Below are 23,434 nucleotides of genomic sequence, written 5' to 3' on the forward strand. Positions count from 1 at the left end.
AAAAAGGCTAAAAAGCAAGCTCTCGCAAGGTTTTAGTCATCTCTTCTTCTAACTCATACTCAACGACATCACGGCAGTGAATCGATAAGTCTTCTGGCAGGTGATTGCCTGAGATAAGCGTTTTCCCCTAGAAATAGGGTTGAAGTTGTGCTGATCAACCGCTTGTAAGGTGCGACCCCCCGCCAACACTGATCTTTTGGCCAGGGAGCTGAGCGAGCTCCTTGATGGTTCAGCCTGCCTGCAAATCATGCTGCCAGCGTTGGCGCGAGTGGAAGCAGGCCAAGTGAATGAGCAAGGGCAAGGCCAAACGGATGAGCATGGCGATGGGCATGAGCATGGGCAAGGGCAAGCTCTAAGCCGCTGGCGAGGCTTGCGGCGATGAGCAGCCTCGATCACAGCAACGAACAAGACGATCAGGCCAGCATCAATGCAAGCCAAGCTGGTGCTGGTGAGCAACTTGGTATTGGCGAAAACCTTATTAGTGATGACAGCGCCAACAGTGATAGCGTCGCCAATCCAATTCCCAGCCTTCACCTAGCAGAAAAGGTGTCTGCACCAACTACAAATACTGAGGCTGAGGCTGAGGGTGAGACAGCATCAAGCACTACTAATACCTCTTTTGAGTATTACGTTTCTAATGATGGAGATGATGCCAACTTAGGCACAATTGATGCACCATTTGAAACAATCCAACATGCGATCAATCAAGTTGGGGCAGGCGATGTTGTTAATATTCGAGGCGGGATCTATCGAGAGGCTTTGACTCTCGATGGTGTTCATGGCACAGAAGATAATTGGATTACTTTCCAGAATTACAACAATGAAGATGTTCTGCTCTCTGGAGCCAAGCAAATCCAAAGCCCATGGGCAATTCACGAAGGGAACATCTGGAAAACAAACGTATGGAATGAAGATGTTCAGTTTGATGTCTCTCAGCTATTCATCGATAACAAGATGCTTACTGGGGCCCGCTGGCCCAATATCAATAAAGACTATGACCAGCCAGATGCTGATTTCTGGCACACCTGGTCTTCAGCCAAAAAGATTGCTGATGGCTCTTACGAGGATAATGGCGGTCTAGAAGAGCTTGGTGTCAGTGTTGAAGGTGCTACTGCTTATATCAAAGGCAAAGGTGCTGCTGTCATCACGTCGCATGATGCAGGGGAAAGCCAGTTCTTGTCTGATCCTCAGGCTCTCAATATAACAAGCAGTGGGAAATTGGGTGGTGGAGATTATTTTATTGAGGGTGATATTGATCTTCTTGATACTCCACGGGAGTGGTATTACGACAAAAATACGGGAGATCTCTTTGCCTGGCTAGAAAATGATCAAAACCCAAACAACGCAAATATAGAGGCTAGAACTCATCAAAAAGGTGGCTACGAGGGCAACAATCTTATTGAAATCAACGGCAGCAATAATCTTCGATTTGATGGCGTAAACCTTTTCTCAGGCGCATTCTCGATTATCAACTCTAATCATATTGCTTATGAAAATAGTAGCTTTCTCTATCCAGCCCATAACGGGCTGATGCTTGGAGAGAATCAATTCCCAGGAGGAAATGTATTTAAGGGTGTAAGAAATCACGCTTCAGATTTAACCCTTAAGAACAATAAATTCGCATATAGTTATGGACTTTTATTTGATGGTGGCAGAAATTCATCATCTGATATTCACCTTGAAAATAATCATTTTCATAATTCAAATATCATGCTTTGGGGTTCCAATGGTGGCCCTGTTGTGATGAGCCAGAGCAATGTAACTGCAATTCGTAATAGCGTACATGATATGGGCTGGGGCGGCCTGGGGAGACCAGGGCACAACAATCATTTAGAACTTAATCATATTTATGACACAAAGTGGTCATCTGATACTGGTGGTATTACAGCCAACCAATCAATTGACAATCTTGTCATTCGACGTAACTGGGTTCATGACATACCACGCAATGGCATTCGTCTTGATGGACACCCTGGGGGAGTTGACCGAATTGTTGACCATAACGTCAGCTTCCAAAATGGACGTGGTTTTTACCTCAAAGGAGATCAACACCAAATACATAACAACCTAGCCTTTAATAATACAGTGGATCTTGGTATTCCATCTGTAAAATTCTACGGCTATAACGGCGATGGTATTACGAAGCATGATCGGATAATAAGCAGAGACACCTCATTACCCCAAAAGGGCAATCACCTTTCTGTTGTTCACAATAATTCTGCTAATTCGATCCCATGGCTTCCTGTTCTGAACCCCGAGGACAAAACAAATAATTCATCAGCGTTTGACCGTGGTCATGGAGGAGAACCAAAACTTCTCCATCAAGAGCTCCGTGATCCAGGCAATCTTGATTTCAGGCTTCGCAGCGACTCGGTACTGATTGATGCTGGTAAATCAATCCCTGGGTTTAGCGATCCTGTTGAAGGAGTTACCTCTGGAACGCTAGGGCAATCTCCTGATATCGGACCATATGAATTTAGTGATACAACCTATTGGATTCCAGGCCATCAAACGGATACGGCCAGGATGCCTATCGCTCCAGATGGATCATTAACCGTTAAGGCTGATGCAGACCTGATGTGGCTGGAGGGGCGAGAGGCTGTTGCTAATAATATTTATCTTGGCTCAGATCCGTCTGAATTAACATTCCAAGCTTCACAACTTAAATCTCATAATATATTCACACCATCAGTACTTACTCCTGGCAAAACCTATTACTGGCGCATTGATACGGTAACCAATCAGGGCGAAGATATAGATTTAATTACTGATGACACTGTTATTTTAGGTGATACATGGCAATTTACAGTTGACGATAGCTTTGATTCACTAGAAATTGAATCTGTCTATGTAGGCGATGTGAACAACCCAAATGGTAAAAAAACAGTTGGCGGCAAAAATGATGTCGGAAGTGTTGGCTATGGTTATTACATTGGCAAATATGAAGTCACCAATGACGAGTATGCAACTTTCCTGAATAATGCCGCTCGTTATAACGACGAATACGGATTATGGAGCCCCAATATGGCTTCAAAAAATATTGTTCGTGAGGGAGAGGAAGGGAATTGGGTTTATAAAAGTGTTGCCGACATGGAGCGCCACCCAGTAACCAACGTCAGCTGGAAGGATGCAGCACGCTTCAGTAATTGGATGACATCTGGGTCCATTGATATTGGCACCTATGGAAATATAAATAGTAATAATTCATATCAAGATCGTTGGCACGATGTAAATCTCTGGGGCAATGGAGGTGTTGCCATTGCTGATCAAAATGAATGGCATAAAGCTGCTTATTATTCAGGTGGTCCAAATGGCGGCAAGGATGGAGAATTAGGCTATTTCGCTTATGCGACGCAAAGCAATACAATCTCCACTGATGATGCAAATTTTGGCGATATAGATGGTGAAGCAAAAGCTGTCGGCTCCTATGCAACTCCGAGTCATTATGGAACTTATGATCAAACTGGTAATGTTCATGAGTGGACTGAAAATCGAGGTTATCGGGTAGGCGGAGATTTTCGCGATCAAGATCCAGGCTTTAGCTCAGATTCACGTATCACTTGGAACTTTGAAGGACATCGCAATAATGCCGATGTTGAATCTGATGAAATTGGTTTTCGAGTAGTTAGCCTTGCTCCTATAACCAGTTGGAATAATCAATGGCAACGCGCTCCACTGTTTGACAACCCTGGCGAAAAAGATATTAACTTGCTAGAAATGCAGGAAGAAAATTTAGATGAAACTGAAGAATGGATCCTTGGTAATGTTCCTATAGGAAAAGATTATTCCTTCTCTGTAGCTGATAGTTATGTTGATCCTAATAGAGATTCGATTTCGTATTCACATCTTCAGGGCCCAAGTTGGCTGTATATGGATAGTCAAGGCAACCTAAGTGGTCGTCCTGTTGATGAAGAAGATCTTGGCTTGCATTCAATTGGTTTTAGGGCGACAGATAGTTCCAATCTTTATCACAATACTGACATACCAATCAGTATCAACATAACTCAAGACCTCAATGCAACACAAGGCGATGATCTTTTAATAGGCAGAGCTGGAGTGACTCATATCTTCGGCCTTGCAGGTGAAGATCATTTTCAGGGCAGTGAAGAAAACGAAGTCTTTCATGGTGGAGCTGGTAGGGATAGAATTAATGGAGGTTTGGGTCGAGATAAGGCACGCTTTACGGGTAAGAAATCTGATTATCAATACTATTTATTAGACGACACTATTGAAATTGTAGATACACGCAATGAGTCCCCAGACGGTACAGATACACTCATTGATATTGAAGACCTATCCTTTATTGATGGCAATCGCACCTTGGCAGATGCTTGGGTGATGAGTAAAGATCTTAAACATAGCAAAATAAAATCATTTGCTGAACAGTTTTCTAATTCGTCTTTACGCGAAGCAAGTTCCAGCAAAAAAGATCTATTCATCCCACTTCTTAAAAAAGAAACAAATGAACTTCAAGTACTTAAAACCGATCTCGATGGATCCACCAAGTGGATTCGTCCTGTTAGTAGCAATGCAGGCTTAAATACAACTACAACCACTGATGTGGACGGCAATATCTATATTTCTTGGAGTGAAACTAACGGTGATTCTAAGATTAACAAGCTAAACACAGATGGTGAAATACAATGGACTCAGGCGCTCACTCAAGACCATGCTATTTACGACCTAAAAGTTGTTGATGATCAGCTTTATGCTGTTGGTGGTACTCAAGATGGAAGTAGCAAAGCAATCTATAAATCTCTGAAAACGGAAACTGGCGAGATCAATTGGCAGAAAGATTACAACACACCTTTAAGTAGTTTTGTTGATGTTGAGAGCGATGGTTCAAGTCTTTATCTTGGAACGTCGTCACATGGAAAAGGCAAAGCAGCCGGAAGAGGAGCACATGTTGTAAAGGTCGATTTAGATGGCAACGAGGAGTGGTTTAGCACACAAACGGTAGGGAATTGGAGTGCCGATATGCGTTCAACGATCTTTGAAGATCAACTTTTAACTGCTGGAACGACAGCATTAGATAAATGGGGAAGCAATTATTCTTATCGACTGGTCAGCCGTGATCTAGAGACTGGAGACATATTATGGGACAAGCACTGGGGAGATTCTGATGATCAAAGAATAGAAGACATTGTCTCCTATGGAGGCAGTGCCTATGCAATTGGGGCAGATTATGACGATTTAGGTAATGGCATGCAATTATCAGCTACGCCAAAGAAAACCACATTATTTGAGATTGAAAAAGATGGTTCGATCAGCCGTGAGCTAACTTTTGATCTCTCTGACCCTCTTGACTTTAATAAGAGCCTTTTCGTCGCTGATGGACAGATGTATCTCAGCGCCCGAACCAGTGCCTCTAGCGCAGGAGCTGATGATACTGGTTCAGAGGATATATTCCTTTCGCGAATTACAACGGGCTTTGAGCAACAGGCGCCTAATAATATTGATATTTCCAATCTAATATTTGAAGAGAGTTTAGCGATTAACTCCGTTGTCGCTACTCTCTCGACTAGCGACCAGAATTTTGGAGATAGCCATACCTATTCGCTTGTCGCTGGCTTAGGCGACAAAGACAATAGCTTGTTCGTAATAGAAGGAAATCAACTGAAGGCCAATGATTCATCAGAACATCAATCCAAAGATAGTTATAGGATTCGAGTAGAAACTAGCGATTCTTCGCAATTAACTTTTGAAAAATCATTTAGCCTTGCTGTTAATGGTCTAGCAGACGAAAGAACCAACCCTGAAATAGCCAGTAGCTGGGTAGAGAATAAAGCCAGAACAGAATTCGATGAATTAGATCTTGATGTCGAACTTGGCTATAGCCTGCATTTAAAAGAAGGAACAGAAGCAGAACAAGCCGAAGCAAGAAAGCAATTAGCCGTTCTTGGTGATTCAGTTGATCTCAGTGAGATCTATCAGTTGGATATCACAGCCAAGAGCCTGGCCGCTGGATACAACCTAGAAACAGCAGATATCACGATCAACTTTGATCCTTATCTGTTTAATGAGATCAAGGCATCTGATATCACGATTGGCGGGCAACTACCCATCGCCAATGCGGTACGCATTGATAATGATGTGGGAACCATCCGGATTGCTGCTGCAAGTCTTGGAGATCTAGATCCAGGTGATCTCTATGCAAACCATCTAACCGATGCCGGCGCGAGCATCGGCTCAGATGGTGCTGTTTTGGCGTCGATCGATCTTGATTTCAATGAACTTAATCTTGCCGAACTCAATCAAAATTCAGATGGCAGCATTGACGATCTCAGCACACCGCTGTTCTTTGGCTTGAGTGCCAATCAAGATGAAACAGTATTTTCTAAAGCTTTAAACGATGAAAGTGGTTTTGTGAATCGCGAGATCAAGAGCCTGCGTGATCTCGGTGGTGATTTAGCTGTTGATGGAACCAAAGTCACCCTGTATGAGGCAACAATCAATCTAGAAGAACAAGGCGATGGCTTGATCTTAAGTAGTGATCTGGATATTGGCTCTTATAACTCAAAACAAACAAATCTGGTACGAACAGGCGATACGATTACAGCCACAAGCGAATGGACCAATGTGGGCAATATTCAGGCCAAAGACATAGCGATTACGGGAGTTGCCAATGACAATGCAAGTTTGTTGAATACCTCCAGTTTTTATATCAGTTCAACAGAAAGCTATCAAGCCTCAACAAACCTCGCGAGTGGCAGTTTTGTTGATGGCGTATTTGCGCAAGCAGGCCAAGAAACAGCGCAACTGGTTGCTGATATTGAAATCACAGGAGCTGCAGGCAATGTTGTTGATCTCAGCGACGGCATTTTGAGTCTTAAAGCAGCAGGCTCAGCCGTCTTTGAGAATCAAAAGGGCTCGAAAAACCTAATTACCTTCCAAGGCGATTTGAACTACGACGGGCGGGTCTCAATGAAAGATCTGGCCTATCTCAATGCTGGTGCTGCAAGACAACAACAAGCCAGTGAGCATCCAGATGCAGTGGATGCCAATAGCGATGGCTTTGTTGATGCCAGTGTGGCGCGAGGAGTCGATGCCAACTTTGATGGCCAGATCTCGATGGCAGATCTAGCTGTCTTGGATGCCGATTGGGGCCAAAGCCTGCATCAACAACCAATCAATGGCGCCAATGGAACACAATCAAGCTTTACCGGTTCTGATCAAATCTCCTGGGATGAACTCGATAATCAGGGAACAACAGGCGATGCCGCCTGGGATAACCAAGCCTTTAAGGATCAAAACGCCGTAGAAGCGGGTAATGACTTTGTTGAATCACTCGAATCACCAGCGGCTGTGGGTGTGATCGGCGCTGATGGCAATACCACTGCTAACGATGGTGATATGCAGGGCACAGAGTTCCAGGATCCGCTCACCGGTTAAAGCAAAGCAACAATAAAGCTTGTTGTAAGAAACATCCTTTTTATATCCAAAAAATATATTTAACTGGCTTGGCCAGTGCACTTTTGAGCTATTAAATAGTGCGAGGTCTTGCCTGCCTATTCATACAACCCAATCAATAACCTTAAATATCATAGCCACCTAAAGACTGTGCTTATTCAAGGGTCGGAGATGAAACTAGCCATGGTAGGTCCTATAACTCTCAATCAATAATCACCCAGGTAGGCAAAGCTGATGGATTCAGTTCGATCTGCGGTCAAATGAATATTTCCATGACCCCATGCTAAGACTTCGAAATCCAAGGCAGTCTCAAGTGGAGTTAGAGGAGCCCCCCCCTCCCTTTAGGTTCTTCTGGAGTGCATTAATCAAGGTGGCCTCCCAGCCCTCAAAATCGCTAGCGGCAGGCCGTTGTTCGTGGTTCACCAAGCCGCCAACACTGTTGATACTCCTGTGATTAATTCCGTTTTTGCTTCTGAGATAGTTCGCCAGCCGATTGCTACACCGCTGAGCCTTGGCGCTAACGCTAGAAATTGATCTCGCAACCTGCGGCAGCGAAAGAAATGCGGGAGCGAAGCGAGGGTGCATTAAACAAGATGAGAAGCCAGAGCTTCTCATCTTGTTTGGAGAATGGCTCGCAATCGGGAGTAAAGTCGACCCAATTCGGCCATTAATTTCGTGAGTGATCTGGCGACCATCAAAGAGCTCTCAGCCGCTGGTCGCCATCAGGAGTCCCTACAGGCTTGCCAAAACGTTCTTCAGGGGAATCCTGAGGAGGCATTTGCCTATAAATACGCAGGGAAATCATTACTCGCTCTAGGGCAATTAGAAAAAGCACAGCAATGCCTTGTCAAAGCTCATCAACTCGATGGCAGTGATCCTGAAATAGCTAAAGACATAGGCAACATTTTTATGAATCTTGGCGATCAAGTTAATGCCCTTGGATGGTATGAAAAAGCCCTAGAAATCAATAATGACTACGCTCCTGCTATCAATAACCTTGCCAACCTAAAGAAGCAGTCAGGCAATAATCAAGAAGCGGTCGAGCTATTCCAACGAGCCATACAGGCAGATCCAAAGCTGGTTCAAGCATATATCGGAGCAGCAGCAAGCCATCTGGCACTTAAGGATCTCGATCAAGCCGAATCATTCGCGGAACAAGCCTTAGGCATCAACGAGAACACGCCAGGAGCGAATGAAATCCTTGGTCTCGTCTTCCAAAACAAAAGCAATCCCGAGCGAGCAATTGAGCACTATCAGAAGGAATTAAACATTCATCCGCATGCCAGCAACGCACTGCTCAATCAGGGGCTACTACTTTTACAACAAAATCAACCTAGAAAAGCCCTTGAACAGCTCGCAAAAGCATCAGCTCTTGCACCCAGCGAACAATGCTCACTGCTTTTAGCGCAGACACATCAAAATCTCGGACAATTCAAAGAAGCAATTATTGAATACAAAAAGCTTAACGCTCATCAATCACAGAACAAGTTGATTCCATTCAATTTTGGGCTCTGCTTGCTTGAAATTGGCGAAAACAACGCTGCCATAAAAGCATTCCAAACATCCATCAAACTAGACGAGACATTTATTGCTGCGTGGGGAAATATAGGGGCTGCTCTTATAAGCGAAAGTCGACATCAAGAAGCATTGCCAGCAACACAGAAAGTTTTAGAGCTAGACCCCGATAACCCCACTGCCCACATGAACCTGGGCAGCATCTACAAAGAGCTCGGCAACCTTGATCAAGCCCTGGCTTCCATCCTCAAATCATTAGAGCTCAAGCCTGATGACTCCGATGCCCACATGAACCTGGGCGGCATTTACAAAAAGCTCGGTGAACTCGATCAAGCTCTTGCTTCCACCCTCCAATCTCTAGAGCTCAAGCCTGATAACCCGACTGCCCTCATGAACCTGGGAGGGATCTACAAAGATCTAGGCAAGCTTGATCAAGCTCTTGCCTCCACGCTTAAATCTCTAGAACTAAAACCCGACAATGCAGACGCCCATATGCTAATAGGTAGCATCTACAAAGATCTTGGCAACCTCGATCAAGCTATAGCCAGCTTTACTCAACACTTTGAATTGACGTCAGCCCATGTAGAAACAAAGGCTATTATTTCAAATGTCATCGATTCGCATGTGCGAAAAATAATCAGCCAAGACAATATTCCAACATTTTTTGACAAGGCAGTAGACAGGGCTCTTAGAGGCATTGGCGCTTCACAGTGTGATGAACTTAAAATATATGAATCTCTAGTTGACTCAAAAAAAGATCGTTTTATTACTCTTGCTAAAAGAAAAGCCAAGACGCAAGGCCAAAGGCAATTGGATGGAATGCCAATCTCTGTCTCCCAAGGCACGCACTCGCTTATAAAATGGAAAGATTATGAGATCTTTAAGACCGCTAATGATCTTGCGATCTATTCGATGATAATCAACGAGGTCCGGCCAGAAATAATTATTGAAATCGGTTCTGGCGTTGGCGGTAGTGCTATTTGGATGTCAGACATATGCAACGCCTTGGGCCTTGAAACCCATATATACAGCTATGACATCAAGAAACCAGATATAGTCAATAAGAATGTCACATTTATAGAGTTTGATCTCTGCAAAATAGGGAATTCCGCTTGCCTGCCACTGGCTAATTCCTTCATGGGCAAATCAAAAATTGTCATCGAAGATGCTCATGTCAACGTTTTAAACGTTATGAATGAGTTAAATACTTTTCTCTATAAAGGTGATTACTTGGTTATTGAAGACAGTTCCGGCAAGCAAAGGCAAATAGAGGAATTTGTTTTGATTCAGGGCGAAAAGTACAGAGTCGACCAGTTCTTCCTTGATTTTTTTGGAATCAACATGAGTTGCTCGATAGACTCTATCTTCAGGGTTTTTTAATAGTATTTTACATTTTAGCAGAAGCTGCAATGTCCGAGTAATGTGGTTTACATTATCGAGCAGGCAAAAAACTTGCCGACAAAGTCCTTAGACATAAGAGAACAAACCAGAAAGCAGGCGTGAGATTTGGGGAGCCTCTTAAGCCGTGGATCAACATGCCGGCCAGCAGGCTCGAATGCAGCCTGGCCCTCAAACTTTTCCTTGAATTCGCCGTGCATGAACACAGGCAATCCCAGTGCTGGTTGATCAGCCCACGTGAATACGAAAAACTCCGCGGCAGCTCAGCTAAAAGGAGAATCAAGGCGACCTTATCTGATGCTGAATGCTTGCAACTATTCGAGCTCCTAGAAGAAGGTTGGGCGAATGTGGCCAGACTGCTGCGGGTGTTCGGTCTACGGATGTGGGAAGTGAACTGCCTGATCGTTCGAACCAATGCCGACGGTGAAGCTCAGCTCTTTTGCAGCCAGGGCAAGGTCTACACAACACGTGGCGTGAAGAGATCAAATGAGCCCCGCTGGCTTGAGGCCGTTCCCGTAGCCGGCCAGAGTTTTGAGCTTGTGGGTCAAATCCAGCGCTGTGAGCTGAAGCTACCGATCGGCAGCGATGGCAATCCCATGGAGATCAGTGGCGCCAACCTTGGGAAAACCCTGCGCCGTTTGCCCTATTGGCAGGAACTGGTGAAACAGAAAGCCGAGCAAGGTGAATGGCTCAGGCCCTATAGCTTCCGCGACACCTATTCACTCGTTTGCGAATCAATGCAGGTGCACAAGGCTGATCTTTGCGCAGCAATGGGCCACTCCGAAGAAGTTCACAACCGCAGCTACAGAACCACCAGCTTTCGCACAATACGTGATTCGTTCAAGCAAGCCTTTGGCTAGTCAGCCAAATGAATAGGCATGACTGGAGCCCAATGATGGAAGACCTCAAGAGAGTGACTAGTAAATAAGTTCACCGCTGAGATGAACCACATTTGCAGATGTACGGCACTCGAATCACCAGCGGCTGTGGGTGTGATCGGCGCTGATGGCAATACCACTGCTAACGATGGTGATATGCAGGGCACAGAGTTCCAGGATCCGCTCACCGGTTAAAGCAAAGCAACAATAAAGCTTGTTGTAAGAAACATCCTTTTTATATCCAAAAAATATATTTAACTGGCTTGGCCAGTGCACTTTTGAGCTATTAAATAGTGCGAGGTCTTGCCTGCCTATTCATACAACCCAATCAATAACCTTAAATATCATAGCCACCTAAAGACTGTGCTTATTCAAGGGTCGGAGATGAAACTAGCCATGGTAGGTCCTATAACTCTCAATCAATAATCACCCAGGTAGGCAAAGCTGATGGATTCAGTTCGATCTGCGGTCAAATGAATATTTCCATGACCCCATGCTAAGACTTCGAAATCCAAGGCAGTCTCAAGTGGAGTTAGAGGAGCCCCCCCCTCCCTTTAGGTTCTTCTGGAGTGCATTAATCAAGGTGGCCTCCCAGCCCTCAAAATCGCTAGCGGCAGGCCGTTGTTCGTGGTTCACCAAGCCGCCAACACTGTTGATACTCCTGTGATTAATTCCGTTTTTGCTTCTGAGATAGTTCGCCAGCCGATTGCTACACCGCTGAGCCTTGGCGCTAACGCTAGAAATTGATCTCGCAACCTGCGGCAGCGAAAGAAATGCGGGAGCGAAGCGAGGGTGCATTAAACAAGATGAGAAGCCAGAGCTTCTCATCTTGTTTGGAGAATGGCTCGTAATCGGGAGTAAAGTCGACCCAATTCGGCCATTAATTTCGTGAGTGATCTGGCGACCATCAAAGAGCTCTCAGCCGCTGGTCGCCATCAGGAGTCCCTACAGGCTTGCCAAAACGTTCTTCAGGGGAATCCTGAGGAGGCATTTGCCTATAAATACGCAGGGAAATCATTACTCGCTCTAGGGCAATTAGAAAAAGCACAGCAATGCCTTGTCAAAGCTCATCAACTCGATGGCAGTGATCCTGAAATAGCTAAAGACATAGGCAACATTTTTATGAATCTTGGCGATCAAGTTAATGCCCTTGGATGGTATGAAAAAGCCCTAGAAATCAATAATGACTACGCTCCTGCTATCAATAACCTTGCCAACCTAAAGAAGCAGTCAGAAGGAGAAGCTCTTCACAAAGAAGCAATAAGACTACACATACAAGGAGATATCAAAAATGCCGAAAATCTCTATAGGCAAGCAATCGATATTGGATTCTTAAATGAAACTACATTTTCAAACTTAGGGGTTATTTATAAAAACAGTGAGAGGCCAGAAGAAGCAATTGCCTTATACAAAAAAGCCATTGAGATTAATCCCAATGATCCGAACGTCCATGCCAATCTAGGCAATTTATACAGAGAGCATGGCAAGCTTGATGAAGCCCTTGCCTTCACTCTCAAATCTCTAGAGCTCAAGCCCAATAACCCAGATGCCTATTACAACCTGGGCGGTATTTACAAAGATCTCGGCAACCTTGATCAAGCTCTTGCCTCCACTCTTAAATCACTAGAGCTCAAGCCCGATAACCCCACTGCCCACATGAACCTGGGCGGCATCTACAAGGAGCTCGGTAACCTCGATCAAGCTCTTGCCTCCACCCTTAAATCACTAGAACTCAAACCCGACAACCCCGATTCCCACAGCAACCTGGGCGGTATCCACAAAGATCTCGGCAACCTTGATCAAGCCCTTGCTTCCACCCTCAAATCTTTAGAACTCAAGGCAGATAACCCTACTGCCCTGAACAACATAAAAGCATTTATCGACCAGCTGACAACTAGCCCAGCCAACGCGCACTATCTCACAAAAGCATACGAAGTACTTATTAATTCAGACAATATCACCCACCAAAAACTATCCACACTTTTTAATCAAGCTTTCCTTCCAACCATCCAAGAAGCTACCAAATCAGATCCCCTCATCTCAGCAGATAACAATGCTCTGAACAACCTCGTAGCAGATTGGCGCCTAAGGAAGTCACTCACATTACTAATCCCGCCTCATCAAGACATTGAGAACTTCCTCATAGACTTAAGAAAAGAGATTTTAATACTGGCAGCCAATCATAAGTCAATTCCAAAATATTTAAAACCTTTCACAGAAGCTTTAGCAACCCAATGCTTCCTCAATGAATATGTATACGCCCAGTCACCAGAGGAAGAAGAACTGGTCAATTGGCTCATCAAGAACTCACGGGTAAGTCAAGATTTATTCAATCAATACCTCGCCATTATTGCCTGCTACAAACCCATCCATCAACTAAATCTGAGCTCAGAATGGCTAAAGAATTATCCAAGACCGTGCTACGAGAGCCGGGCACTCCTCCAAACCCAACTGGAGGAGCCGAAAAAAGAGGAAAGAATCAAAGTCTCAATTCAAAGTGGTTTGGAGATTGCTGACGCAATCTCATTAAAAGTCCAGGCCATTTACGAGGCCAACCCATATCCTCGCTATCGCCATGCAGACCATACCCATAAGTCATTGACCAAAAAAATATCAGAAATCATTAAACTGGAGTCAACAACAGACTATCTTCCATTCTCAGAAGCGTTAAGCACCAATCATGCACAGCCCAAAGTGCTCATTGCTGGCTGCGGGACTGGCAATCAAGTCATAGCTGCTAGCCGCTATAAAAATGCACAAATCACCTCAATTGATCTAAGCAGAAGCAGCCTGGCATACGCCATAAGGAAAACACAAGAGTATAAGATGAACAATGTATCCTTCAAAAAAATGGATCTTTTAGACGTAATAGATCTTAGCGAGAAATTTGATACCATTGAATGCAGTGGTGTTTTGCATCACATGGAAAACCCAGCCAAAGGACTAACGGCATTAAACAATCAACTAAAACCTAATGGCTATATCAAACTTGGCTTATATAGCGAAATTGCCAGGCATGACATTACCAAAGCTCGTAATCGGATCAAACAGTTAGGGCTAAAAAGTACAGTAAACTGCATTAAAGAATTTCGCCAACAAGTTCTCCAAGGAGAATTCAAAGAACTGACGAATCTTCCAAATTTCGGACGAGACTTTTATTCACTCTCAGAATTCCGGGACCTCTGCTTTCATGTCCAAGAGCATCTATTCACTACTGAATCACTTCAAGCACTCCTTGATAATCACGGATTGATTTTCTGTGGATTTATACTCCCAGAATCAATTCTCAAAGTCTATAAAGAGCAATTCCCAGATGATAGCGACATGACTAATCTAAATAACTGGGGTAGATTTGAGGAGCAGCAACCAACAACATTCTCAGGCATGTATCAATTCTGGGCTTACAAGCCTTCTTAGATCAGTTCAGATACTTGGGATGTGGATTAGAGCAAGGCTGCAGACAGATTGAGAGAGGCTTTGATCTCCCTGGAGGAGGGTTTAGAATTACCAGTAAAATCTATGGAATTCGACGATTGAAGACGTGACAGATTTGGTGACGATCCAAGAGCTCTCAGCCGCTGCTCGCCATCAGGAATGCCTACAGGCTTGCCAAAATGCTATGCAGGCCAATCCAGAAGAGACCTATGCCTATAAGTACGCAGGGAAATCCTTACTCGCTTTAGGGCAATTCGAAAAAGCACATCAATGCCTAGCCAAAGCTCATCAACTCGATGGGAGCGACGCAGAGACAGTCAAAGACATTGGGAATATTTTTAATGCTATTCAAAACTACCAAGAAGCAGAAAAATACTATGATCTTGCACTAAAAATCAACCCTAACTACGCACCAGCAATCAATAATCTTGGACTTATCGCCAAACAACAAGGGAATTTACAAGTAGCCAAACAGTTAGTTGAGAGAGCAAGAGACCTAGACCCAACATTTGTGCCATTTCTCCTCAATCTGGGCGGGATCTACAAAGACCTCGGTGAACTCGATCATGCTCTTGCCTCCACCCTCAAATCCCTAGAACTCAAGCCTGATAACCCCGATTCCCACATGAACCTGGGCGGGATCTACAAAGATCTCGGTGAGCTTGATCATGCTCTTGCTTCCACCCTCAAATCCCTAGAGCTCAAGCCTGATAACCCCACGGCCCTCATCAACTTGGGCGGGATCTACAAAGATCTAGGTCAACCTGATCATGCTCTTGCTTCCACCCTTAAATCCCTAGAACTCAAGCCTGATAACCCCAATGCCCTTATCAACTTGGGCGGGATCTACAAAGATCTCGGTCAACCTGATCATGCTCTTGCTTCCACCCTTAAATCCCTAGAACTCAAGCCTGATAACCCCAATGCCCTCATCAGCCTGGGCGGGATCTACAAAGATCTAGGTGAACTCGATCATGCTCTTGCTTCCACCCTTAAATCCCTAGAACTCAAGCCTGATAACCCCACGGCCCACATCAACTTGGGCGGGATCTACAAAGATCTAGGTGAACTCGATCATGCTCTTGCTTCCACCCTCAAATCCCTAGAGCTCAAGCCTGATAACCCCAATGCCCTCATCAACTTGGGCGGGATCTACAAAGATCTCGGTGAGCTTGATCATGCTCTTGCTTCCACCCTTAAGTCCCTAGAACTCAAGCCTGATAACCCCAATGCCCAAATGAACCTGGGCTTGATCTACAAAGATCTCGGTGAGCTTGATCATGCTCTTGCTTCCACCCTTAAGTCCCTAGAACTCAAGCCTGATAACCCCGATTCCCACATGAACCTGGGCTTGATCTACAAAGATCTCGGTGAGCTTGATCATGCTCTTGCTTCCACCCTTAAATCCCTAGAGCTCAAGCCTGATAACCCCACGGCCCTCATCAACTTGGGCGGGATCTACAAAGATCTCGGTGAGCTTGATCATGCTCTTGCTTCCACCCTTAAATCCCTAGAGCTCAAGCCTGATAACCCCGATTCCCACATGAACCTGGGCGGGATCTACAAAGATCTCGGTGAGCTTGATCATGCTCTTGCTTCCACCCTTAAATCCCTAGAGCTCAAGCCTGATAACCCCACGGCCCTCATCAACCTGGGCGGGATCTACAAAGATCTCGGTGAACTCGATCATGCTCTTGCTTCCACCCTCAAATCCCTAGAGCTCAAGCCTGATAACCCCACGGCCCTCATCAACCTGGGCGGGATCTACAAAGATCTAGGTGAACTCGATCATGCTCTTGCTTCCACCCTTAAATCCCTAGAGCTCAAGCCTGATAACCCCACGGCCCTCATCAACCTGGGCGGGATCTACAAAGATCTCGGTGAACTCGATCATGCTCTTGCTTCCACCCTTAAGTCCCTAGAGCTCAAGCCTGATAACCCCACGGCCCTCATCAACCTGGGCGGGATCTACAAAGATCTAGGTCAACCTGATCATGCTCTTGCTTACCTGAGAGAAGCTAAAAAAAGCGAAGAAACGAGAGAAACAGCTGCAGTACTTTTAGCCGATACTTATTACTATATGGGATTATATAGCGAAGGAGTAAAAGCCTTAAGCGAAACCCAGACCAAATCAGGGAAAAGCCTTCTTCTTTCCCTTTACCTGTGCCTCGACAAAAAGATCGAATTCAATTTATGTGCAAAAGAATTAATAGACAAGCGCTGGTTCGACCAAAGAAGCATAGCAGCAATAGACCATGCCAATGTAGTATATAATCAAGCATTAGACAATGGTCTGAATGGAAATACCTTAAACTCAATAGTTACTTATAAGATCCATAATCATGAATTCTCAGATACACTGCTCCAGGAAGTACTTATTCACCTTTCAGACGGGACATTTCAATCAAGAGTCCAAGGACATCTAGCCAACGGAGTGCAAACGGCAGGGAATATACTTGACAACCCCCAAAAGCCATTCCAAGAACTAAAAAAACTCTTGATAAAGCAAGTTCACGGCTACAATCAATCATGTAGCATAAATACAGACAAAGATTTCAAGGCTAACTGGGAAAAAAATATGTACATCTTGCGAGGATGGGCAATCGTAATGGAAACAGGCGGGAACCTTCTATCTCACAACCATCAGCATGGCTGGCTTACCGGCACCTTTTATTTGCAAATGCCAGAAAGAGAGGCAAGGCCAGAAGAAGGAGCAATTGAATTCAGCCATCAAGGACCAAAATACCCTCAAGGAGATGTAGCATTCGATAGAAGAGTAATACGACCAGAAGCAAGAGACTTAAACATCTTCTCGTCCGCTCTTTTTCACAGGACCCTGCCCTTTCAATCCAAAACGCAAAGAATCTGTATAGCGTTTGACCTCCAGAAGAATGAAAAGCTTTGGGCTGACTCTAATTAGCATCCGGTAGCGCAATCAAGATTTACTCACATGGCGCTAGCATATTATTTTGTAAATACAATATCTAATATTATAATGACTCAATGGAAAGTTGAGGTACAGGTTTTTGAGGAGAGCCGAAAGCCATCGCCCCAGAAGACTCATCACTGCCTGGTATATCAGAGACCGAGCTGGGAGGCGAAGATGACGAGTTGCGGAAGACAGGCGATTTATGCGCCTCACGACGACAATCGCTTCTACGGGCAAGCAATCGCCGGAGCCAGACCAATGCGACAAGCATTGACTCTGCAATTAGATCACCCGAACAGATCTTTTGGTTCTTTGGGTTCATTACCAGTAGGTAAAAAGCCTCTCTCTGAGGCTTTGGATCCATTCTTCGCGGTTATTTTCGACACTTTCAGGATCTTCATGCACTGATTCCCCCTCTTCGGTGAGGTCATCACCGGATTCAACGCAAAGCCAATTTCTGAGTTGCTCCTTAGATTTAAAAATTTTATGATCACCTAGGAACTGGGTGATCATATCTTTAGGTAATTCCGCCAGGAATGGATATGAGTCTAGCTTGAGTGAATCAGCCGCTCCTTACTCTCCATGCTCAATTTCATCGGCCAACTCTTCAATTCTGTCTATCAAGATCAGTGTGCTGAATCCAGTCAAGAAAGTACTCTGATGTAAGAATTTCAGTAGGGAGCTCTGGTTGTTTTATTTCCATCGAAGATTCTATTAGTAAATCTAGTGCTTATCAGTGTAACGACGCAATACACCTGACCCACTCCCCAGGAGTAAGCACCCAGCGAATAGAACTAGGTACTGATGCTTGTGCTCAATTCGCTGGTGCTCAGACCAGTTTGCGTGCTGATTTGCGTGCAAGGTCCTTTTGCGCATCCGTCTTCACTTCGTAGAACCCAGTGCTGAAGATTGTTAAAGGGCCCTCTCAGGCCCCATGGGTCATTTGGGTGATAAGGCTGACCTCACCCCATCTCCCTTATTAGGGTCAGGCAGCCACGAGGGCAGGCTGACGGGAGAAACGAACGATGTTGTTCGCAGTTACGGATTTGCTCTTACCGAGCAGGCTTCAGTCACCCTCCTCATACCCCGTCGAAACCATTGCAGCCCCAAGACACCTAAAAGAGGAATGGAGCTGAGCGGAATCGAACCGCTGTCCGAGACACTGGTGTGGATCACCTAGTCCGCCAAAAGGTGGACACTTCCATTCTGACAGGAATGCTGTTCTGTCGCTCAACAACCCTTGGGGTGTAAAAGCTCAATGCAAGCGATCGCCGTACTCCCCCAAGGATTAGAAGAAGAAGGCGCCAAAGAACTCACCACGCTTGGGGCCAAAGCAGTTCGCCCGCTCAGACGCGCTGCTGCTTTTGAAGCCGACATGGCCTGCTTCTATCGGCTACATCTTCAAGCGCGCCTGCCCTTTCGCCTGCTCAGGGAGATTGCCCAATTCCCTTGCCGAGGGCCAAAAGAACTCTATTTAGGTGTGCAATCAGCCTTCGACTGGGAACGCTGGCTGCATCCATCAATGAGCTTTCGCGTTGATGTTACCGGCAGCGGCCCTGGCCTCACTCACAGCCACTTCACAGCCCTGCAGGTAAAAAACGCCCTCGTTGATCTGCAACGGCAGCTATGGGGTGAGCGATCTGATATCGATCTGCAAGACCCTGCTCTCTGTTTACATCTCCATCTCAGTCGAGATTGTGCGGTGCTGAGCTTGGACGGTTCAGCTGGCAGCCTGCACCGCAGGGGCTACCGAGCTGCCGTCGGCGCTGCGCCTCTCAAAGAAAACCTTGCCGCCGGATTGATCAGACTCAGCGGTTGGGATGGCTGCGTACCCTTAGTTGACCCCCTGTGCGGATCAGGCACCCTGCTGATCGAGGCAGCCAGTATGAAGCTTGGCCTTGCTCCAGGTCTGAATCGCTCCTTTCTCCTAGAAGGCTGGGCAGACTTCGATCCGCAAATCTGGAGCGAGGAACAAGCACGAGCCAAGCAACGAGAACGCAGAAATCAATCGCTGCCAGTAATCATTGGTTGCGACCGAGACCCCAGCATCACAACACAAGCAAAAGCCAACCTGTCTGAGGCAGGCCTCGACCATGTTGTAGGCATTCAAACCTGTGATTTTCGCAACCTAGAACTGCCAAAACAGCCAGGTGTGATGGTCTGCAACCCTCCCTATGGCATCCGAGTTGGCCAGGATGAAAACCTAACCGCTCTCTATGAAAGCCTCGGTCAGTACGCGAAAACACATGCATCAGGTTGGCAGCTATGGCTGCTGAACGGCAATCCCAGCCTCAGCCGATCACTTCAAATGAAAGCGAGTCGGCGGATTCCAGTCAGCAATGGCGGCATCGAATGCCGCTGGCTGAACTACGCCATTCGCTGAACCGCAGGGAAACTTGATCTATCAGCAGCAATCTTCAAATTCACGGCACTTTTTATAGGCTCTAATCATCCAATAAGGACCAAGAGGTATCAAAGAAAACATCAGTCTGCAATCTGCCAAGCTCTTGCCCTAAAATAAAAGACAAGCTCAAATGGAAAGATGCTTAGCCACCTCTTAACTCCTACCAACCTAGTTATTTTTGCTGTTGCATTTACAATTAAACTTCTTGTGGCTGGCTACGTGATCTTGAAAGTACGCAAAAGAATTGCATGATCACTTGGTCGTTATTAGAAATGATGGCGCGAGGTGGTCTTAAAAAATAAAGCCCTAGAACCAAGAAGAAGATAGTTTTCCTTTGGCAATTAACGTCATACATCAAATCTTGTTGTGCTTATTAATCCATCTTGAATTAAAAGCCTGAAAAATAGGATAGGTCACTCATTGAAGACTGATTCAATCTGTTCATGATGTGTTGATTGCATGCCATCTTTTCTGCTTTTCGACTCTCATACCAATCACTCCCTTCAAAGCAAGAGAGCCCGTTTTCATGCAGAGGTCTCGAATGAAAACTTCGCCATTCGCTGAATCACTTGCGACCGAGCACCGCCCGAGTGGTTTTCGACAAACCCTCCAAGGTCTGAGGCAAATAAGGCCCTTTGGCGAGCTGACCACCAAGCCGCAGGCTCACTCCTGCCAAAACAACATCAAGAACTGCCATAGCCAGCAAACCCTTCATCAAACTCCAGTCCCAAACCTCCTGCATCCAAAGCACCAAAGCCACTTCCACCGCCAACAGCGCCAGAAACATCAACGTGCCTCCCATGGCCAGGAAAACGCCTCCACTAATCAAACGGCGTTTCTCTCGATCAACCTCCTGTAAAGCGATACGCACATGCAAATCCATGACTGAAGCAGCAATCGCCGTCACGCGCGCACCCGCTCCTGATCCGCTTGAACGTTGCTCTTCGCTCATCAGGACCGCCGACCTCCGGCGAAAATAACTCCAATCAGTACACCGATTCCAGCAGCCATTGCAACAGCAAGCAACGGGCGCTGCCGCACAGGACGTTCAATCCGCGGCCGCAGTGTGCTGTTCAGCTCATCGAGAAGCTGCTCGAGCTGCTTCTCCAATGGCTCCAGGCTATCGGCCAGATTCCTGGTGCGGTCACCAGCAACCTGAAACAGGTCCTCCAGCTGATCACGCACACCATGGCTAGTCAATCCCGAATGCTGTGAAATCACACGAACCATTTCGTCAAGGCTGCCTCGTGTCGCTTCCAGTGTGTCCCAAGCCAAATCTGGCCAATACTCTTGGATCGTGGGCAACAAGCTTTCAAATCGTTCACGGAACCTCAGTTCAGAGGGATCTGCAGGACGCGAAGGCTCAGTGTTGACTTGGGTCTGTTGATCGCCGGATGCGGAATTCTCTGATTCCATGAATTCCAGACGGTTGATCTCAGCCTAGTTAGGCCTGTGCGAGAGCGAAACCCCCTGTAGCTGGAATGCATTCAAGCCTGCTGCCTGAATACCAACTGCTACTGCAACCATCACCCACCTCCGAGTAGTGACATTGAATAAGCGTCATTGATTTGCAGAGGATCTGACCTGCTCAAACGTTGATCAACAATCCTTGGGTATCTCAGAACTCAAAGGATCCTGAGCACGACCCCTTGAAACGAATCGCCCTTTCCAGAACGGCTCCTCTAACAAAGCTTTCGCTCAACTTGCCAGATATGGTGTAGCTGTCGCTACTACCATCTCCAGATCTAGTGCGTTACAACTCCTACATGATCACAACTCTGCATTGATGGAGTCTATGAGCAATTCCGTAGCTGAACCTCTAGGAACTTTGCAACCTATCGTTCCTCCTCGCCTAGAGCGCATCCGGCAGCAAATCAGCATCCAAGAGCTTGAACTAAGCCTGGCGCGCCTTGGCTTCACCCCACCAACCTCTAATGAGCTATCTGAAGGAATCGCGAGCTAAAACATCTACTCCACCAGCACAACAATCTTGCCTGCATCGATGAGCAAGACTTGACTCGAATCAACTCCAATATTGGCTTGCTGTCTATAACCACTGAATCAAGCGGATCGATAGCCCTAGATCTTTTGCACCCCACAGCAATCAGACTGAAACATCCTTGCTAGCTCTTGATCGTATTCAAAGAACGTCTAGCCAATACACCAATTTACTCAAGCTCATCAGCGCACCTCTGGCGAAATAATAATGATCTCCTTTAGATCAATCCGCTTGCTGCAATCTCGGCAGAGAGCCTTCTGGAGCTTTGCCAAGTTTTAGCGGAAGCGAAGAAGATGCAAAGCAAAAGGCAGTAGACAAAACAAAGAGATACTAGGCCAAGCAAAGGAATGCCAAAGTTCCATCCCAAAATGATAACTCTAGAGCCTTATGCCGATGCAACTTATCCCTAAACTTCTACTCTCCTTCTCAAATTTAGGCTTCGGATCAAATCAACAAGTCTTCCAGGAAAACATTAATTATATTCTCCAGGCACGTCCTGTTTTCTAACAGTCACTCGGTCCACCTTTTGTCCAGAGATACGCAGCAGCTCGTCACCTGAAAATTCATAACCAAAGCCGCTAGCAAGATTTGCTACCTCATCCGCCGTAGAAGCACTTAAGACCTGCTGGCGAAGGTCAGCATCATCCTGCATTTTGACAAGAAAGGCTCGGAGTTGCTCGAGGGACAAAATTGAGTGAACAAAGGCTTCAAGCCATGATATTCAAAACCATCCTGCGATGCTGAAAAGATCACGTTTTACAGGGCAAGGCAGCTTGCGCATCCTTTTCAAAGAGACCTTACTTAAATGTGACCAAATCCCATACCTAAGCAAGGGCAGTCAATGTGATCACTGGTTAATATGGTGGATACAATAGAGAATCTATATGCGCAGCCGCGAGTAAAACATCAATCATGAGTACTGATCAATTGCACTTCTGCTCCCACGAAGAACATAGGGAGGCGAGCCATTAAAGATCGCAAACATCAATACAAGGCTGATCAATACTGGCTCTATTCCTATTACTGATTCAACTAAGCTATTGCAATTAGGCTTTTCTCTCTGAATAGATTCGTCCTATTGGAACATCGTGGAGCGCCGAACGATCCGCTCGGATGTCATTTTGATTTGCTCTTGGAAGACGGCCCCTCATGTCGAACCTGGCGATTGCCGCAGATCCCACGATTAGATGGCCCAGCGGTAGAAGCCATTCCTATCAATGCCCATCGGCTCGCTTGGCTGGACCATCATGACGCCGCCGTCTCAGGGGGACGCGGTTGGGCTAAACGCATCGTCGGCGGACTGTTCAGCGGCTCTCTGCCGATCAACTGCGAAGATCGCTTGAGTGTGCGCCTGCAAAGTACTGATCTGAAGGGGCACTTGGAGATCGAACACAGGCTCTGCCGGATCAGATCTGAACCGAGTAGCACCCCTTGAGCTTCAAAGAAAATTCGGTAAACTTGGCTTG

Annotated in this window: 16 protein-coding genes and 1 pseudogene; 13 read left to right on the forward strand and 4 right to left on the reverse strand. The window is 45.9% G+C overall.

The window, feature by feature from the left end:
* The first annotated feature begins 169 nt into the window (after positions 1 to 169).
* From SIB80_RS12205 to SIB80_RS12225, 5 genes are all read left to right on the forward strand, one after another.
* Positions 170 to 382 carry a hypothetical protein gene (locus SIB80_RS12205; RefSeq protein WP_063419095.1) on the forward strand — a complete coding sequence of 71 codons (213 nt, stop codon included), beginning with the start codon at positions 170 to 172 and terminating at the stop codon, positions 380 to 382.
* Positions 379 to 7,392, forward strand: coding sequence for an SUMF1/EgtB/PvdO family nonheme iron enzyme (locus SIB80_RS12210; protein WP_063419096.1), 7,014 nt, complete (start codon positions 379 to 381; stop codon positions 7,390 to 7,392). The genes SIB80_RS12205 and SIB80_RS12210 overlap by 4 nt, the downstream gene beginning before the upstream one ends.
* 693 nt (positions 7,393 to 8,085) lie before the next feature.
* Entirely contained in the window at positions 8,086 to 10,305 is a 2,220-nt protein-coding gene (locus SIB80_RS12215) for a CmcI family methyltransferase (protein WP_063419098.1), read from the forward strand.
* A gap of 155 nt (positions 10,306 to 10,460) precedes the next feature.
* Complete coding sequence (locus SIB80_RS12220) at positions 10,461 to 11,183, forward strand: hypothetical protein (RefSeq protein ID WP_236065944.1); 723 nt, start codon at positions 10,461 to 10,463, stop codon at positions 11,181 to 11,183.
* An 81-nt stretch (positions 11,184 to 11,264) separates the two neighbouring features.
* Complete coding sequence (locus SIB80_RS12225) at positions 11,265 to 11,396, forward strand: hypothetical protein (protein WP_268873939.1); 132 nt, start codon at positions 11,265 to 11,267, stop codon at positions 11,394 to 11,396.
* Positions 11,397 to 12,108: 712 nt separating this feature from the next.
* On the opposite strand, the gene SIB80_RS12230 is transcribed toward SIB80_RS12225, so the two are convergent.
* Positions 12,109 to 12,249: a hypothetical protein gene (locus SIB80_RS12230; RefSeq protein WP_413352355.1), complete on the reverse strand. Its 141-nt coding sequence runs from the start codon at positions 12,247 to 12,249 to the stop codon at positions 12,109 to 12,111.
* 20 nt (positions 12,250 to 12,269) lie between these two features.
* On the opposite strand from SIB80_RS12230, the pseudogene SIB80_RS12235 reads away from it, so the two are divergent.
* From SIB80_RS12235 to SIB80_RS12260, 6 genes and pseudogenes are all read left to right on the forward strand, one after another.
* A pseudogene (locus tag SIB80_RS12235) lies at positions 12,270 to 12,329 on the forward strand (hypothetical protein); the annotation flags it as partial.
* 195 nt (positions 12,330 to 12,524) lie between these two features.
* Positions 12,525 to 14,618 carry a tetratricopeptide repeat protein gene (locus tag SIB80_RS12240; protein ID WP_413681545.1) on the forward strand — a complete coding sequence of 698 codons (2,094 nt, stop codon included), beginning with the start codon at positions 12,525 to 12,527 and terminating at the stop codon, positions 14,616 to 14,618.
* Positions 14,619 to 14,742: 124 nt separating this feature from the next.
* On the forward strand, positions 14,743 to 17,556 hold the full coding sequence (locus SIB80_RS12245; RefSeq protein WP_413681488.1) for a tetratricopeptide repeat protein: 2,814 nt from the start codon (positions 14,743 to 14,745) through the stop codon (positions 17,554 to 17,556).
* Positions 17,557 to 17,739: 183 nt separating this feature from the next.
* A complete protein-coding gene (locus SIB80_RS12250) occupies positions 17,740 to 17,973 on the forward strand; it encodes a hypothetical protein (protein WP_236065946.1) in 234 nt (77 codons plus the stop codon).
* Positions 17,974 to 18,499: 526 nt separating this feature from the next.
* On the forward strand, positions 18,500 to 18,745 hold the full coding sequence (locus SIB80_RS12255; protein ID WP_162009602.1) for a hypothetical protein: 246 nt from the start codon (positions 18,500 to 18,502) through the stop codon (positions 18,743 to 18,745).
* Positions 18,746 to 18,823: 78 nt separating this feature from the next.
* A complete protein-coding gene (locus SIB80_RS12260) occupies positions 18,824 to 19,948 on the forward strand; it encodes a THUMP domain-containing class I SAM-dependent RNA methyltransferase (RefSeq protein WP_063419106.1) in 1,125 nt (374 codons plus the stop codon).
* Positions 19,949 to 20,534: 586 nt separating this feature from the next.
* Here the strand turns inward: SIB80_RS12260 and SIB80_RS12265 are convergent.
* Positions 20,535 to 20,921, reverse strand: coding sequence for a phage holin family protein (locus tag SIB80_RS12265; RefSeq protein ID WP_063419108.1), 387 nt, complete (start codon positions 20,919 to 20,921; stop codon positions 20,535 to 20,537).
* On the reverse strand, positions 20,921 to 21,385 hold the full coding sequence (locus SIB80_RS12270; protein WP_011825011.1) for a DUF883 family protein: 465 nt from the start codon (positions 21,383 to 21,385) through the stop codon (positions 20,921 to 20,923). Before SIB80_RS12270 ends, SIB80_RS12265 begins: the two co-directional genes overlap by 1 nt.
* 379 nt (positions 21,386 to 21,764) lie before the next feature.
* On the opposite strand from SIB80_RS12270, the gene SIB80_RS12275 reads away from it, so the two are divergent.
* Positions 21,765 to 21,932 (forward strand): hypothetical protein, encoded by a 168-nt coding sequence (locus SIB80_RS12275; RefSeq protein WP_157859868.1) that lies wholly within the window; start codon positions 21,765 to 21,767, stop codon positions 21,930 to 21,932.
* 508 nt (positions 21,933 to 22,440) lie between these two features.
* Here SIB80_RS12275 and SIB80_RS12280 read toward each other — a convergent pair.
* Positions 22,441 to 22,656 carry a Nif11-like leader peptide family natural product precursor gene (locus tag SIB80_RS12280; protein ID WP_063419110.1) on the reverse strand — a complete coding sequence of 72 codons (216 nt, stop codon included), beginning with the start codon at positions 22,654 to 22,656 and terminating at the stop codon, positions 22,441 to 22,443.
* A 390-nt stretch (positions 22,657 to 23,046) separates the two neighbouring features.
* Between SIB80_RS12280 and SIB80_RS12285 the strand changes: the two genes are divergently transcribed.
* Positions 23,047 to 23,403 (forward strand): hypothetical protein, encoded by a 357-nt coding sequence (locus SIB80_RS12285; protein WP_063419112.1) that lies wholly within the window; start codon positions 23,047 to 23,049, stop codon positions 23,401 to 23,403.
* Positions 23,404 to 23,434: the final 31 nt, after the last annotated feature.

The organism is Prochlorococcus sp. MIT 1327 (assembly GCF_047304785.1).
GTDB lineage: Bacteria > Cyanobacteriota > Cyanobacteriia > PCC-6307 > Cyanobiaceae > Prochlorococcus > Prochlorococcus marinus_D.